Source organism: Tritonibacter aquimaris (assembly GCF_009617595.1).
In the GTDB taxonomy this organism is placed as follows: Bacteria; Pseudomonadota; Alphaproteobacteria; order Rhodobacterales; family Rhodobacteraceae; genus Epibacterium; species Epibacterium aquimaris.
The window spans coordinates 44,276-60,562 of sequence record NZ_WIXK01000003.1 but is presented as its reverse complement, the minus strand read 5'-3'; the positions used below and the strand labels follow the sequence as shown (position 1 = coordinate 60,562).

Annotated in this window: 7 protein-coding genes; 1 reads left to right on the top strand and 6 read right to left on the bottom strand. The window is 56.0% G+C overall.

Annotated elements, in window-relative coordinates; translation table 11 throughout:
• The 5 genes from GG681_RS06260 to GG681_RS06240 all read right to left on the bottom strand — a co-directional run bounded on the left by GG681_RS06260 (position 1) and on the right by GG681_RS06240 (position 14,387).
• Positions 1-699, bottom strand: coding sequence for a 4'-phosphopantetheinyl transferase family protein (locus GG681_RS06260; protein WP_328593288.1), 699 nt, complete (start codon positions 697-699; stop codon positions 1-3).
• Positions 699-5,252 (bottom strand): MupA/Atu3671 family FMN-dependent luciferase-like monooxygenase, encoded by a 4,554-nt coding sequence (locus tag GG681_RS06255; RefSeq protein ID WP_153546244.1) that lies wholly within the window; start codon positions 5,250-5,252, stop codon positions 699-701. Before GG681_RS06255 ends, GG681_RS06260 begins: the two co-directional genes overlap by 1 nt.
• A complete protein-coding gene (locus GG681_RS06250) occupies positions 5,249-6,295 on the bottom strand; it encodes a glycosyltransferase family 2 protein (RefSeq protein ID WP_153546242.1) in 1,047 nt (348 codons plus the stop codon). The genes GG681_RS06255 and GG681_RS06250 overlap by 4 nt, the downstream gene beginning before the upstream one ends.
• Positions 6,292-12,708 carry a type I polyketide synthase gene (locus tag GG681_RS06245; protein ID WP_153546240.1) on the bottom strand — a complete coding sequence of 2,139 codons (6,417 nt, stop codon included), beginning with the start codon at positions 12,706-12,708 and terminating at the stop codon, positions 6,292-6,294. The genes GG681_RS06250 and GG681_RS06245 overlap by 4 nt, the downstream gene beginning before the upstream one ends.
• 221 nt (positions 12,709-12,929) lie before the next feature.
• A complete protein-coding gene (locus tag GG681_RS06240) occupies positions 12,930-14,387 on the bottom strand; it encodes a hypothetical protein (protein ID WP_153546238.1) in 1,458 nt (485 codons plus the stop codon).
• 240 nt (positions 14,388-14,627) lie between these two features.
• Between GG681_RS06240 and GG681_RS06235 the strand changes: the two genes are divergently transcribed.
• Positions 14,628-15,353: a WecB/TagA/CpsF family glycosyltransferase gene (locus GG681_RS06235; RefSeq protein ID WP_235899794.1), complete on the top strand. Its 726-nt coding sequence runs from the start codon at positions 14,628-14,630 to the stop codon at positions 15,351-15,353.
• Here the strand turns inward: GG681_RS06235 and GG681_RS06230 are convergent.
• Positions 15,323-16,285: a glycosyltransferase gene (locus GG681_RS06230; RefSeq protein WP_153546236.1), complete on the bottom strand. Its 963-nt coding sequence runs from the start codon at positions 16,283-16,285 to the stop codon at positions 15,323-15,325. The two genes, GG681_RS06235 and GG681_RS06230, sit on opposite strands and share 31 nt — an antisense overlap.
• Between the last annotated feature and the right edge of the window lie 2 nt (positions 16,286-16,287).

Below are 16,287 nucleotides of genomic sequence, written 5' to 3'. Positions count from 1 at the left end.
TCAAACCTCCTGCCAGTTCGTAGAAAGGCTGACAGCCGTGATGATAAGACCAGCACCAATTGCAAACCGCCCGAACAGGGAGGTTCCTTGTACAAAAGGCACCTGATCAGCGGTGAATTCTGCGCGGAAACTGTGGTTTGCCATGTCAAACTCCAATTCCATCCCTTCAAAACCAAAATAGCGGCGGCTGACATTATATTGGCATTTATAGGCCGCTTCTTTGGCTGAGAAGATAAGCTTGCCCATTTGTGCGGGATTGTGGTGCGCGCGCATCCAATCCTGTTCGCGTTTTGAACAGATCGCATCCCAAAGCTCTGATTTCAGCGGAGTGTCTTCTTCCACGTCTAGTCCAAGCCCCGCATATCTGTCTGATGTGGACACCGCAGCCATTGCACAGGTTTTGCAGTGGGTGATGCTGCCGATGAGCCCTTTGGGCCAGACGGGTGCACGGTCTTTGCCAACCAGTATCGGGGCAGGGGAATGATCCAGCTGTGCCATTGCCGCGCGCGCAACGGCGCGTCCGGCGGCAAACTCGCGACGGCGTTTTTCCACTGCGCGCGGTGACAGCCCGTTCAGCTCTTCGGGCAATGGGCTGGGCTGATCCACTGCGGGATCGGTTGCCGCGAGCGCAACATCATCCGCAAAAAGAGGCGCAAGCAGGGATTGCCGCGCCTCCTGATTGTTTTGATCTGTTGCCATCATGCGCGCGTACGGCGATTTGCACGCATGGCACGTCGTTTCGACATCGTATCCGCCCGCGCGGCTTCTGCTGCTTCGTCGACAACGGGTTCAGCTACAGGTTTTGCGCCGCTCAGACCTTCAATGTGATCTGCAAGTCCAATCAATGTCGGGAAGCGGAAGATATCGGTGATCGACAGTTTTGTTGCACTGAGGTTTTCGCGAATTTCGCGGTGCGCCTGAACCGCCAATAGCGAGTGGCCGCCAAGCGCAAAGAAGTTGTCCTGCGCGCCAATACCGTTCACGCCAAGGATCTTGGACCAGATCAAAGCAATCTGGCTTTGTGCGCCTTCGGTTGGGGCGACCGGATCTGCTGCGACAGCCCGTTCAGGTTTGGGATCAGGCAGTGCTTTGCGGTCGATTTTTTTGTTTGGGGTCAGCGGGAAACGATCAAGCGTCACGATATGGGCTGGCACCATGACTTCTGCCAGTTTGCTGGCCAGCGCCTGTTTGACCTTGGCTTCTGAAACCGGCGCGGATGCGGTGACATAGCCGACGAGCCGTTCGCCTTCGCCGATCTTGCGCGGCATGACCACGGCAGCATCCACACCGGGGAAGGCAGCGAGCGCGGCTTCGATCTCACCAAGTTCAATGCGTTGTCCGCGAATTTTGACCTGATGGTCCGTGCGGCCAAGGAAATCGATACGACCATCTTTGCGCCAGCGCACCAGATCGCCGGTACGGTAAAACGTGCCAGGAATTTGAGGAACTGAGACAAAGCGCTCAGCCGTGAGCTCTTTGCGCTGCCAATAGCCATTGGTGACGCCAGCGCCGCCAATCAGAAGTTCGCCGGGCGCGCCTATAGGTTGCAGATCACCCGCGTCGTTCACCACCAAAATATCCGTATTTGCGATGGGCGTGCCGATGTCGGCGACGCCTGCCGGGATTTCATCTACTGTCTGAACGGTTGACCAGATTGTAGTTTCTGTTGGCCCATACATATTGTGGATCTGCGCGCGGCTGCTGTTGCGCAGCACTGAGACCAGATCACCGGGCAATGCCTCACCACCCACCAGAAGATGGGACAGACGCCCCAGCGCCATGCGCGCCTCATCGTTCATGGTGATCATCCGCGCCATGGATGGGGTGCACTGCATATGCGAAACGTCATGACGGATCATCTGCGCTGCGAGCGAGAAGTCATCTGCCGTCAGTTCCTGCGGCGCATTTGACAGGCGCAGCACTTCGGCAAGGGGTTTCAACCCTTCCAAAACCACCTCAGGCGTGATGCCGTAATCAATGAGGCAGGCAACTTCATCAACGCCGATGCGTTTTAATTCGTCCACACGCTGACAGGCATCAGAGATGGTGCCGAAAAGGCCCGAGTCCTCAAAGTACCGTTCAAACGCAAAATCAAGGATGGCTTCGAGCTCTTCGCCAGACAGGCTCTCCAGATCCATTTCAAACGGATTATTGACCCCTTGCGGGCGTTTGAAGGCCGGAAATGCCCAGGCATATTGTTTGATCAGCCCGGCGGCAGAGCGCAGGTAGTCTTTCATCGGCTCACGTGCCACATCACGGGCGTGTTCACGGGTATCAGAAAGATAGGTGTGCAGCATCAAAGTGACTTTGAAATCCGCCGGATCATGGCCCGCCTCGCGCAGTGCATCATGATAGATGCGGATCTTGTCGGCGACCTCGCTGATGCTTTGCCCCAGAAGGTGGGTCAGCACATTGGCGCCGATCTTGCCTGCTTCACGCCACGTGTCTGGATTGCCCGCGGTTGTAACCCAAACCGGCAGTTCTTTGGAAACCGGGCGGGGTTGCGACAGCACGTTGTGACTGCTGCCATCTTTGCGCGCAAAGGCCACTTCTTCACCGCGCCACAGTTTGCGCACGGTTTCGATGCTTTCAAACAGCGCGGGCTTATTTGCCGGTGGGGTGTTTTCTGGGCGCAGGATGAAGTCATCCGGCTGCCAGCCCGAGGCAAAACCTAGCCCCGCGCGCCCATTGGTGAGATTGTCGATGACCGCCCATTCTTCGGCAATACGGGCCGGATGATGCAGCGGTGCTACGCAGGATCCCGCGCGCACACCGATGTTTTGGGTGACCGCTGCCACGGCCGCGCCGGTTACCGACGGGTTGGGGTAGGGGCCGCCAAAGGCGTGGAAGTGGCGTTCCGGCGTCCAGACCGCGTTAAACCCATGCTGGTCGGCAAATTTTGCCCCTTCCAGCAGCAGCTCATACTTCTTGGGGCCCGCACCATCATCGTTGCCCCAGTAAAACAGATTGAACTCCATCTTACGGTCGCTCATGGCGATCGGGCCATTTGACAGCTCAAGACGGCTTTCATCGCTGGAGAGCGCCAGTTTGAAGCCGCGTGATAGGGTCCAGAAGAGCTCAAGCACGGAAATGTCAAAGGACAGCGACGTAACCGCAAGCCAGCTGTCGCCTTCTTTGTGGGGAATGCGCTGGTCCATTCCGGTGAAGAAGTTGGACACGTTGGAATGGGTGACCATCACCCCTTTGGGCAGACCGGTGGAGCCTGAGGTATAGATCAGATAGGCCAGATCGCTGCCTGTGGCCCCGCCCTTGACGGGTGTTTCCTGCCGGGCATCTGCAAGGCTTTCGATTTCCAGAACTTTTGCCGAGGATGCAGGCAGATCGGCAGCAAGCGCGGATTGGGTGACAATCACGCTGGCTTCGCTGTCGCGCACGTAGTGGGCGATACGATCAGCAGGATATGCTGGATCAAGTGGTACATAGGCACCACCCGCCTTGAGCACGCCATAGGCTGCCACAACCAGATCAATGGAGCGGCGAATATAGATGCCAACATGTGACCCCGGTTTTACACCCAGCTCTTGTAGGTGCGCCGCCAGCGCGTTGGCGCGGGCGTCTAGCTCACGATACGTCAGCGACTGATCTTCAAAGACCAGCGCCACCGCTTCTGGTGTCTTTGCAACCTGTGCTTCAAAGGCAGCATGAATGGTGAGATCAGCAGCAAAATCACAGCTGGTCTGGTTCCAGTCTTGCAGCAGGGTTTTGCGCTCCGCCTCGGGCAGGATCGGTAGTGATTTCACATCTGTGCTGTGGTCCGGCAGCGCGTTCAGCAGCAGTGTCAGGCGTTCGCCCAGAAGTGCAAGCGAGGTATCATCAATCTGTGCGCTATCACCATGAAGCGTCAGGTCACCATCAACATATGAGACCGTGATCACAGTGCCATCAATTGCGCGCGCGGTGCCGATAGACAGGCCAACAGCTGGGCAGGAATGCGGTGTGATTTCAGGTGCGCGCGCCATCAGATCCAGTGGAAAACCACCAAATTTCTGCGCCTTGTCTAGAGTGTTTTCAACACGTGATACCGCGTCAGAAAGCGCGTCATCGCGGTTCAGCTGGAGCGGCACCCAAGGGCTGACCCAACCGGTTTTTGCGTTCATGCCGCTTATGTTCAGTGCGATGCCGCCGTGTTCTTCGCCCGCGCTCAGCAGGGCCCATGCGGCCGTTGCCACAGCGATTTGAGTGTCGCTCAAAGTTGCGGTTGTTGAGAGCGACTGTTTGATCCAGCCGCTCTGATTGCGGGGCTGTGCCAAAGGCACGGGCAGCGGATGAAAACGTGCAAGCGATTTGCGCCAATGGGTTTCGCCACTTTGGGCGGCCAAAAGCGCGTTTTCGATATCAGCATCTGGCTGCAGCGTCGGCAGCTCGGCACCTGCGGCGGTGAGTGTTTGTAGATCAACAGGTAAGCCGCTTGCGCTGGTGATGCCGGAAAGCTTTAGCGCGCCTTCGCCACAGGCAACTGTGATGGAGCCCGGTTCAACGGCCAATACAGTTGTCGCTGTACCTTCCATATCCAAAACGTCGGCCTGACGCGCCAAAAATAGCGCGTCGCCAATCATGAATTTTGGTGTGCACAGCGGATTCCAATAGGTGCCAAAATCAAGTGCGCGAACTAGACGCGACAGATCTTGTGCAGGTTTGGAGAAATCAAGCAAACCACCCAATGCCGGACGATCCGCCTTGGCAAAATACTGACGTTGGCTGAGATCCTGCGCCTGCCGGTTCAACTGTTCTTGTTCGAGCTGTTCAACGACCTCAGGGAAGCTGTCCATCGCCGCAGCATAACATTTTGAGTTGAGGCTCAGCGCGGTCTCACCCTCGGCGATATCAAATTGGCGCTGGGCAAGAATATCACCTTCGTCCACGCCGCCTTCGATCACGTGCCAGGTGATGCCGTGCTGGGCTTCGTTGTTGATAATCGCCCAGTTCGGGGTGTTGAGGCCTGCGTATTGGGGCAGGGGGCCATCGTGAAAATTCACCGCGCCTTTGCCAGCTTTGGCCAGAACATCCTCAGGGATCATGCGCAGGTTGGCGATCGACATGAGCCAGTCAAACCCGGGCTCAATGTCACGCGGAGCAGAATGAACTTGAATACCTTTGGCGTTGGCCCAGCTGATGATGTCATCTTGCAAGGAAACAACCGCCTGAATTGCGTGTCCGCGTGCAAGCAGCTGATCTGCGCAACCAATAAGAAGAGATTCATTACCAATAAGAACGGCGGAAAACGGTTTCATTTTGTATCCTTGGCATTATGCGTCAGGGGCTGCACTTTAGGTGCCTTGGCTTTCAGAGAGATCTGGGCCAGCAGATGGTTCAATAGATCGCGGTAAAACCCATCTGGTTCAACCTGCGGTTTGCGCTCAATCAGGCGGCGCAGACCGTAAATCGCCGCACCCGCAAAACGGGCAAGGGTCGCAGCAAGGGCATAGTTGCGGCTGCGGGTGGTGGAAAAATAGTGCCAGCGGCTGTCAAACCAGTAGCTGGGCGTGCGCGACCAATCTTTCATACCGGTTGAGACCGATCCTAGGTGCGCGATCGTGCTGTCAGGCACATAATAAGTGTTCCACCCCGCCTGTGCTGCGCGGTGACACAATTCTGTCTCTTCAAAGTAGAGGAAAAACCGTTCGTCAAACCCGCTCACAGCGTCGATGGATTCTGCGCGGATCATCAGGCTTGCGCCTGCGGTCCAGTCGACTTGAACTGCTTTGTCAGGGAGCTCCATTGCAACGCTGACATCTGGCAGCAGGCGCGTGATCAACCCGGTTTGCGCCGCCCCTTCAAACTCACTTGCAAGCGAGGGGAAACGGAAGGCCGTGCAATGTGGCTCGCCTTCTATCCCGTGAACATAGGATCCAGCAAAACCAGCGTCAGGCGTTGCATGCAAAAACTCACGCAGGGCTTCTATTGTGCGCTCGTTGCAAAATGCGTCTGAGTTTAGCAGGTAATAGAACGCAGGCTTTGTGCCGTCGCTCAGCCCAGCATTTATGCCAAAATTCATCCCAGCGCCAAAACCACCGTTCACCGGTGATTGCAGCAGCCTGACACGACCCGATTGCAACCATCCCGCATCTTCCGCAGCTGCACGGATAATATTGAGCGAGCCATCACCAGATGCATTGTCGACCACGGTGATTTCACCCGCCAAATCTTCCATGGCGTCCATTGCGGCGCGCAGGGATTTGATGGTCATCTCTGGGGTTTTGTAGTTCAGCAATACCACCAGCACCGAGCTGTCAGCCTGGTTGCGACTATCTGCGTTTTGGGGTCTTAGGCTCATTCCGCGGCTTCCCGGCTTGTTGTGTTCAGCGGGAGGCGATCGGCCTGATCCAGCAGAGCTTTGACCGATCCGGCAAGGACTGACACGTTTGGTACCAGTACCATGCTGTCATGGTCACCCGGCACTTCGATCACATTCAGTTGGCGGCACCAGCGCCCCCAGTCATTGTCGTCAAAGACATATTCACGCTCAGCCGACACCCAGTTGCCGTCGCTGACCTTCCAATGACGATCCAGTGGTGGGCGGAACAGCGTTATGGGGCCATCCCAGGCGCGCAGCTCATAGGCAACAATTGCTTCGCGGAAAGCGAGTTCGATTTTGCGATTGTTGAATTCAGGCGTCTGGCCGCTTTCGGCGGGATTATGGCGGCGTTTTTCGAACTCCCAGGCGATGCGGGCTTTGCCCCAATCCCAAAGATAACGCGCGCCTTTGGATTTGAACTCATCAAGCTTGATCAACAGCTTGTCCTGCTGGTTCAGTTCCGGGCGCACGGGCAGCGGCGTATCCAGCAGTATCAAGGCTGCGGTGTCTTCGCCGTTTGCATTCAGCAGCTGCGCCATCTCATAGGCCGTCAGCCCGCCACCAGAAAAGCCGCCCAACAGATAAGGCCCTTCGGGTTGGATGGTTTTGATCTCGGCAAGATAGGCTTTGGCGGCATCATCCAATCGGCGGTGAGGGTCTGCGTCCCCGATCAAACCTTTGGCCTGCAGGCCATAAACCGGTCGGTCCTGACCTACCAGTTGACCCAGGTGACGCAGGTTCAAAACATTGCCAAACATTCCTGCAACCAGAAAGAACGGGCGCCGTCCGGTGCCGTCGCCGGGGTGCAATTGCACCAGATGCTCATGGGTGACTGTTTCGGTCGCCTGGCTTTCAGTGCTGCTGATGCCGCCACCTGTACGGGCGATAATACGCTCTGCCAATGCTGCAACGCTGGGGGCTTCAAACAGGATCGAAAGCGCAAATTCTACGCCAAACACCCGTTTGACCTGCGCAAACAACCGCACCGCAATCAAGGAATGCCCGCCGAGATCAAAGAAACTGTCGTCAATCCCAACTTGTGACACCCCCAATAGGGATGCGTAGATGGCGCTCAGCTGCTCTTCCACCGGGTTGCGAGGGGCAACATAATCTGTGTCGAGCTGCGGGCGTTCAAAGCTTTGTTGCTCGGTGGCGCTCTGGCTGCTTTGTGCGGCCTGGGCAATCAGATCCTGCAGGGGCAGGGAGGAGACCACGACCTGTGATTTGCCCAATGCCAGCGCGCGTTCAAATGCTTCCCCACCTTCGGAGGCGCGGATACCATTGGCGATATTGTGTTGCAGGCGGCGCTCATCTGATGAAAGCGGCGCAGGATTGTTTGCAGCAACCAAACCAAGATCCGCGCCACTATGGTCTGCTTTTTGCGGCGCAGCTGGGTCAAAGCCGCCAATCAATCGCTTCATTTGGAACCCGCGGATTTCCACAAGCACCGCACCCTTGGGATCACACAGGGTGATATCAAAGCGCGCAAACCCGTCTTCATTTGCCGAGGCCAGCACCATATGGCTGTAGATTTTCCCAGACAACGGCGCGTGAAATTGGATCGCATCATAGCTGACAGGCACCCACAGGGCGTTATCCTGATAGCTGGGGGCCAGTTGAATGGCCCAGCCCGTTGCCAGATCCATCAGTCCTGGATGCAGCTGGCAGTCATCGTTTTCGGCGGTTGCGGCGAGGCTGAGCTGGGCGATACCTTCACCAGCCCCAAGTGCGGCATGCTCCAACACCTGCCAGCGCGGGCCGAAATTCAGATGTGCTTCTTGCGGTGAACGTAGACGGCCCGCCACCGGTTCCAGTACAGTGGTGCAGCGGTTTTGCAGTGTAACCAGATCCAGCGACGCAGCCGTTTGCTCCACCAACACCAGATTGCCCTGTGCGATCAGGGCGTAACCTTCATCAACGCTGCCGAAGATTTGCATCTCATAGCCGCTGTCATCAGCGATCAGGCGTAAGATCAGTTCGCGGCTGTCGTGCACCACAAACGGGCGCAAGAAGAAGAGATCCTGCAGATCAAAGCCGCCGCTATGCCCCATCGCCCGCAGCGCCTGTGTCGCAAATTCGATATAGCCGGTGCCGGGGATCAACGCGGCGCCCGATTTGGTGCGGTGTTCATCCACCAGCCAGTGATCTGCTGAAATCTCAGCATAAAAAACCTTCTGGCCAAAGGCGTCAAAGCCCTGACTGTCAAACAAAGGTTGGCTGCAGGTCTCGCGCGCACTGGGGCCATCGCTGCCAAGCCGCGCCTGCATCGCATCCGCAGCCATGCCAACATCGCCCCAGACACCCCAATTGATGGCAGTGACCTTTGGCTTGTCGGCCTGGGCGTTTTTCTGTTTTGCCCAAGCGTTGAGAAATTCGTTGGCGGCGATGTAATCCACCTGACCCGCAGGGCGCGTCACTGTAGAACTTGAAGAAAACAGCACAAGCTGTTCCAAAGTTTCATCGCAGAACGTGTCTTCCAACACGCGAAGACCCGCAACTTTGGGTGCAAAGACCTGGTTGATCTGATCAAGACTTTTGCTCAGCAATGGTGCATCGCTGATATGGCCTGCTCCGTGGATCACGCCGGTCAACGGGCCAAACTTGCGCTCGATTTCTGCCTTCACGGCTTGCATATCACCGCTGTTGGCCACATCCCCGCCCAAAGAAATGATCTGTCCTTTCGTCAGCGCTTCAAGATTTTGCATCGCACGAATGCGCTGGGCGGTCTGATTGGCGGGGCTATGGTTGGCGAGGTGATTTTCCCAGCCTTCACGCGGCGGCAGTGGTTTGCGGGCGAGCAGCACCACATTTGCCTCATATGACTGCAGCAAATGCGCGGCGATTGTCTGGCCTATACCACCAAAACCACCGGTGATCAGATAGGTGCCGCCATTGCGCAGGAGTGTTGCATCCAGCGCAGATAGCGGGCTGTCGCGCCAATCAAGCGCAAAACGTTTGTCTCCCCGCCAGATCGCTGTTTCAGATCGCGTCTCTGACAGCATGTCTTCCAGCAGGCGTGGTGTAATATCGTCCTGTTCCTGCCCGGTCAGGCGCGCCGCAAAGGACAAGGGGGCAGGCAGTTCAATATCTACCGTGCTGCAGCTTACATTGGGCACTTCCCGTGGGATCACACCCATGGGGCCTGCGATCATCGCTTTTTCCGGATAGGGCAGCGCCTCGTTGCGATGTTGGGCAGCGCCTGTTGTGAAGGCAGTGATATGCACTGGTTCAGCCAGTTCAATATTGCCGAGCGCCTGTCCCAGCGCCGTCAGCGCATAAAAGCCCATCTCCAGATTGCGATCAAAGAAGGATGAACCCGGACGATAGGTTTCCTGCTCAGTCACCAGCCAGAAGTGAGAAATTCTATGCGGTAGGCGGTCGTTCGCTGCGAGATCGGCAAGGAGCGCGTCATAGCCCATCTGCCCCTCTTCGGGTGCAAGCACAAAACGATCTGGCGCGAGCTGCGCATAGGTATCACCGGGGCGCACGGTTGCTACAAAATGACCCGCAGCGCGCAGCGCTTTGATCGCCGGTGCAGCGACGTTTGCGTCATCTTCGAACACAAGCCAGTTTTGTGGCGCGTTTTCGAGCTCCTCTTCCAGATCAACCGGGCAATCCGCAAGACGCGGTCGCCATGCGGGCGCATAGCCCCAGTCGCGAATTTCGTCGCGACGCGCGGGTTGTGGCAATTCTTCAACCGTGCTCGCATGTCCCGGTTCAATGAAATAGCGGCTGCGCTGGAACGCATATGTCGGTAGCGGAAGCCGGTGGCGTTTGGCTTCACCCCAGATCTGGGACCAGTCAGCCTCAACGCCGCAGGCCCAGAGCCGTCCGATCACGCCAAAGAAATAGGCATCATCCATCACATCATGATCTGGATGGCGCAGCGTGCTGAGGACTTGTCCGGGCTGCACGGTTGGGGCCATCTGCGCCAAGGAGCTCAGCGCCTTTCCAGGACCAACCTCGAGGAACACGCGATCTGCCCGGGCAGAAAGGGTTTCGATACAGTCAGCAAAACGTACCGTGTTGCGCAATTGGCCAACCCAATATTCGGGATCGACTGCCTGCTGAGGTGTAAGCGCAACACCGCTGCGGTTGGACATGACCGGCAGGTTTGGTGCTTGCAGGTTCAAGCCATGCAGGAAATCACCGTATTCCTTAAGGATGCCATCAAGCATGCGGCTGTGTGCTGCAATGTCGATCTGAATGCGCTGATGATCGATCTCACGGCTGCTCAGCGTTTGCGACAATTGATCCAACGCGTCTTGTGGGCCCGAAACCGCCGTCAAGTTGGGCGCGTTCACGCTGGCGATGTCGAGATCATCACCAATCAGGGCTTCCACTTCGGTCAGGGGCAGGGATATCGACAGCATTCCGCCTGCGGGCACGCTGTCAAACAACCGGCCCCGCAGCAGCACCAGATCAATGCAATCCTCAAACGACAGCACACCGGCCAGACAGGCCGCAGTGTTTTCGCCCATGGAATGCCCTACCATTGCAGCGGGTTTGATGCCCCAGCTCATCCAAAGCTGTGCCAGCGCATATTCCACCATCATGATCAGCGGCAGCTGAACTGAGGGTTGTTTCAGTTTTTCATTGGCAGCAGCAACGTCACCCTCTTCAGGCAACCAGATCGCGCGGATGTCATAGTCGAGGCTCTTTTGCAGATGGTCGAGGCCCTGATCCATCCAATCTGCAAACACTGGCTCCGTCTCATAAAGATCACGCGCCATGCCTGCATACTGCGCGCCGCCACCGGGGAACATGAACACAACTTCGGGATCGGCGCCCAGGTGGTCATGGGTGAACACCTCACGCGGGTTCATCGCCTCTAGCAGCTCTGCTGCTTCTGTTGCGGTTTCTGCCACAAGCACACGGCGTTTGGCGAAACCCCGTCGCCCTTCTTTCAGCGTGAAGGCAACATCAGCGAGGTTCAGATCTGGGTTGTCGCGCAGATGCTGAGCCAATGCGCTGGTGTTTCCGTGCAATGCACTGGTCGACGCACCCGACAGGCAAAGCACGTGAAACGGGAAATCGCTTTCTTCAGATGGGGCGCGTTCCGGCGCTTCCTCCAGAATGGCATGAGCGTTGGTGCCACCTACGCCCAATGCGTTGATTGCCCCGCGCCGCGGGCCTTTGTGTGACACCCAAGGGCGGAGCGTGTCATTGACCTGAAACGGTGATGTCTCAAAATCAATCGCCGGATTTGGTGCCTCAAAGCCCAGTGATGGCGGGATCTCTGCGTGTTTGAGCGCAAGTGCTGTTTTGGTGAGACCTGCGATGCCAGCGGCGGTATCGAGATGGCCGATATTGGTTTTAACCGAGCCGAGGCGGCAATAACCAATGTCTTCGGTGGTTTCGCGGTAAGCTTCGGTCAGGGCTGAAACTTCGATCGGGTCGCCCAGATAGGTGCCGGTTCCGTGGCACTCGACATAATCGATGGTATCCGCATCTGTTTGTGCAGCAGCCAATGCCTGTTGCACCGCATCAGACTGGCCACCAACCGAAGGGGCCAGATAGCCAGCCTTGTCCGCGCCATCGTTATTTACAGCAGAGCCTTTGATCACGGCCCAGATGTGATCCCCATCTGCGATCGCATCTTCAAGACGACGTAGCGCAACCACGCCTGCGCCCGATCCAAAAACGGTACCCTGCGCGCGGTGGTCAAACGCATGGCAGCGCCCATCCGGCGACAGGATTTCGTTTTCTTTGTAGAGATAGCCGCGGTTTTGCGGCAGCTCGATGGTGACACCACCAGCCAGCGCCATGTTGCACTCACCTTTGTTCAGCGCTTCGCAGGCGTAATGCACAGCGACCAAAGAGGTGGAGCAGGCCGTTTGAATATTCACGGACGGGCCACGCAGATCAAACACGTGGCTGACGCGGGTTGTCAGGAAGTCCTTATCATTGCCGGTATGGCGCAGCAGGAACATGCCCACATCATCGACAAGGCCCGGATTGGAGCAGATGTTGAAATAGAAATAGCTGCCCATACCGCAGCCGCCGTATACGCCAATGGGGCCTTTCATACGCTCAGGCACGTGGCCTGATTGCTCCATGGCTTCCCAGGCGACCTCAAGGAATTTACGATGTTGTGGGTCCATAATGGCGGCTTCTTTGGGAGAGAACCCAAAGAAGTCGGCGTCAAATTCATCAAAACCATTCAAAGGTGCCGCGGCAGGCACATAGTTAGGATCCGCCAACATCGAAGGGCGTTCGCCAGCGGCCAGCAAAGCCTCTTCGTCGAGGGTCTCGATAGAGCAGATGCCGGACTTCAGATTGTGCCAATACTGTGCACAGGATTGCGCACCTGGCAGATTGACCGACATGCCAACAATGGCGATATCGCCGTTTTGTGGTGCCATTGGCGTTGCGCTAGAGTTGCTGGTCATCTCATACCCTGTCCTGGCTATTACTCATAATGTGCCACACATAAAAATCCCGCACGGTACGGCCCGGTGCAGGAAATGGAAATTTTGTTAAATCGGCCAACGTCATCTATGGCCACCCCAGTTGCCCATATGCCAATCGTTTGCGTAGATATGCAATCTATTGGGCGCTGGTATGGTTTCATTATGGGCAAACCGCTCTGAAATACGGAGAAAATAAGGCATCACATCAGGCTGCGTCGATCTTCGTCTTCTGTGCCAATAACGGTCTTTCCTTCAAACAGTTTTCGCTTTTCGGCAAATATATCCGGGTTCTTGAGCCGCTCCGCGTAGCCCAAGATCGCACCAGCACAGAGCCACGTTAGCGGAATAAGCGTCGCGTTTAACAACATGTCGACCAGAGTGACCGTCAGTATCAGTAGCAATGCCCCAATGTAGGGGGAAATTTCTTCTGGTTTACGCTGGCGGACCTGGCGCCAGAAATAAAACAGCGGAAATGTCAGCAGCCCCATCTCGGCGATGTATCCCAGCCATCCAAAAGTACCAAAGACGATGATCCATCTTCCGTCGGGAATGGAGATGATTTCGGCCGTTTCCAAATCCCGAACCAGATTGCGCCCCCATCCTCCCCATCCAAACAGGGGTTTCTCAGCCGCGCGTTCCAGCATCAGCTCTTCGTTTTTGAAGCGGTACCCCAATGATTGTGCCCGTTCAGCACTGTGCGATTCGACCTGAGCAAAGATTGCGTCTGTTGGTATAACGTCAAAATTGCGCAGGGTTGGGTAAACAATCGCAACAATACCCAAAACCAAACACAATTTGAGCTGATTTTTTAATGAAGCCCATAGCAGCAAGGGTACAAAAGCGAGCGCGTAAAGTTGGGTTGCTAGACTTTTGCATAGGTATAAGAAAATCAAAAGGTATAGTAGCGCATAGCCATAGCGCCCTCGGTCCTTTTGGGGGGCATTACGCAGCAAGACTGCAGCCGATACAATGGCATAGATGACGAAAAGTGCATACCATAGAGGGTGTTCCAGAAACACTAGGGGTCTGTAGCCACCTTGGCGAATGGTTTGGCTGAAATCATGTTGAAAGAAGCCATATACCCATGTGTTTACTTGCGGGCTGAGGCGTATCTCAATCAACCCAGGGATCGAATAAATCAGTGCAGATGTCAGCACGATGATTGTGATTTCTTTCTGGCCATTTTCGCTCGAAAGATATCGGCGCGCGACAAAAAACGGGATCAGGACAATTAATTGATTTGAAATCACGGATCCCAGATCGATCAGGCGAAGTCCTGGCAAAACATTGGTGACAAAAACAGTTGGTTCGGCATTGAGAACGTTTTGAAACACCAGGGTTTCTCGGTTGGTCAGAACCGTGGGTATCACGCTCAAAACAAACAGGAGCACAAGACCTCGGGCGATCGGTGTGGTGGGCCAGAAAGAAATTGGCTTTTTGAGAATTGCTGCGCAGATAAAAAGAACAACCAGCGACGGGATCGAGGATTTGTTCAGATCTGGAACCAATGGAAGGTCCAATTCTGCTATTGGTGGCAGAAAAAGGTAGCCAGCAACGAGAGACCACAATACTGCCCGTTCCAGTGATAATCTTTGGAACAGAATCACACAGATCAACGGCCAAGCCATTAACATTAAGGAGGCAATCGGATTGGGCATTCGCGCTTTTCACGCTCTCGCAATAATAATTGGTTCAGGTCTGACTAACCGAATTTGCAACAGGAACCTATACAAATGCGCAGCTAGCTCACTTATTGCTTTTGCGGTAGTTAAAGACATCGTAATCAGGTGCGGCAACATCTGCAATGGTTCAGAGATGTGGTCCGCTTTGGGGGGTGGGGTGTGCAGTTTCGGATAGGTGAACAATTCGTGCGTGTTAATGTACCAACACGCGCCAGTTTGAAAGATGAAATCATTCGTCGGTTAAAGGGACGTGAAGGCTTTGCCCTCGCGACCATTAATCTCGATCATTTGGTCAAAATGTCTGCGTCACCGCGTTTTTTGCGCGCCTATCAGGCACATGATTTTGTAGTTGCTGATGGGCGACCAATTGTATGGCTGTCTCAAATCGCACGCCGTCCGGTTTCTCTTATGCCCGGATCTGACATGGTACATCCGCTGTGTCGTTGGGCCGCGGAAGCGGGTGCACCCATTGCATTGGTTGGGAGCAGTCGGCACGCGCTTGAAGACGCAGAGCAAGCGTTACGTGAAAAGGTGCCCGGTCTGGATGTGGCATGGATCCACGCGCCTGGAATTCTGGATCCGGATAGCGATGAAGCGATGCATATTCTGCAAAGCCTTCAGCAAAGGAAAATTGGTTTGTGTTTTCTTGCACTGGGTGCTCCAAAGCAAGAACGCCTCGCGCAACGTGGTCGTGAGATTGCACCAAATGTCGGTTTTGCCTCTGTGGGCGCGGGACTGGATTTCCTTGGCGGTCATCAACGCCGTGCGCCTGAGTGGGTGCGCAATATGGCGATGGAATGGCTTTGGCGCGCGCTCAGCAGCCCAAAACGTTTGGGACCGCGCTATTTGCAGTGCATTCGTATTCTACCGCGTCAGATTTTGGACGCCGTGCGCCTGCGCCTCAACGCGGCTCACTTATATTCCAAAATGCCGCGGCGCTGACCAAGTAGACGGTTTTTATAATACTCGAGTGCACCCTGTGCCTCGGCGAATTTTCCGACCAACGTGTAGAGCGCCGCATCAAATGGCATCTTTCGGCTGAGCCTGATTAGCTGCGCCGGATAGATGGCAAATCCTAGCGCCAAAACCGGTTGAACACAGGCCGCTGCGGTGATCATCAGCGGGAGGCCTGCTCCCCAAAGCAGCGCGCGCCGCGTTTCTTTCACCCAATGTTGTTCTGGCGGAGCGCCATGCAGTGCGGCGCCTTCTGCAAATGCATGCCCAGCACGCCGTGTGCGTTTCCACCATTGTGAAAACCGGGTGATCTGGGCGTCATGCAAAGTCATCTCTGCATCAAGCCGCCAAATCTTCCAGCCGGACTGGCGCAAACGTACGCAAAGTTCAGGCTCTTCTCCGGCAATCAGATCGTCGCGGTAACCGCCTGCATCACGCAGCGCCGACAGGCGCATGACCGCGTCGCCCCCGCAGGCTTTTGCTTCGCCAACGGGGGTATCCCACTCAGCATCGCAAAACCCGTTGTATCGCGTTGCGTCCGGGTGGCGTTCTTTGCGGCGACCACAGACAACCGCAACGTCTGGGTGGGCGTCTAGATATGCCTGTGCGGATTGCAGCCAGCCCTCCACAACTTCACAATCGGCATCAACAAGCTGGACCAAGCCGTCGCCCGAAAGGCGTGCAAGACCGGCATTTCGGGCCCGCGCCGCGGTGAAGGGGCGTGACATGTCGAGCTCTACAACCTCAGCGCCAAGGTCCTGCGCTTTCGCAACCGAACCATCTGTCGATCCGCTGTCCACATAGACCAGCTGGCGTACCTGGCCTTTCAGCGATTGCAGGCAGGTTACCAGTCGCGCGCCTTCGTTGCGCCCAATTACAACGGCGTCAATTGAAACGGGCTGCTCAGAATCCGTAGTCATAT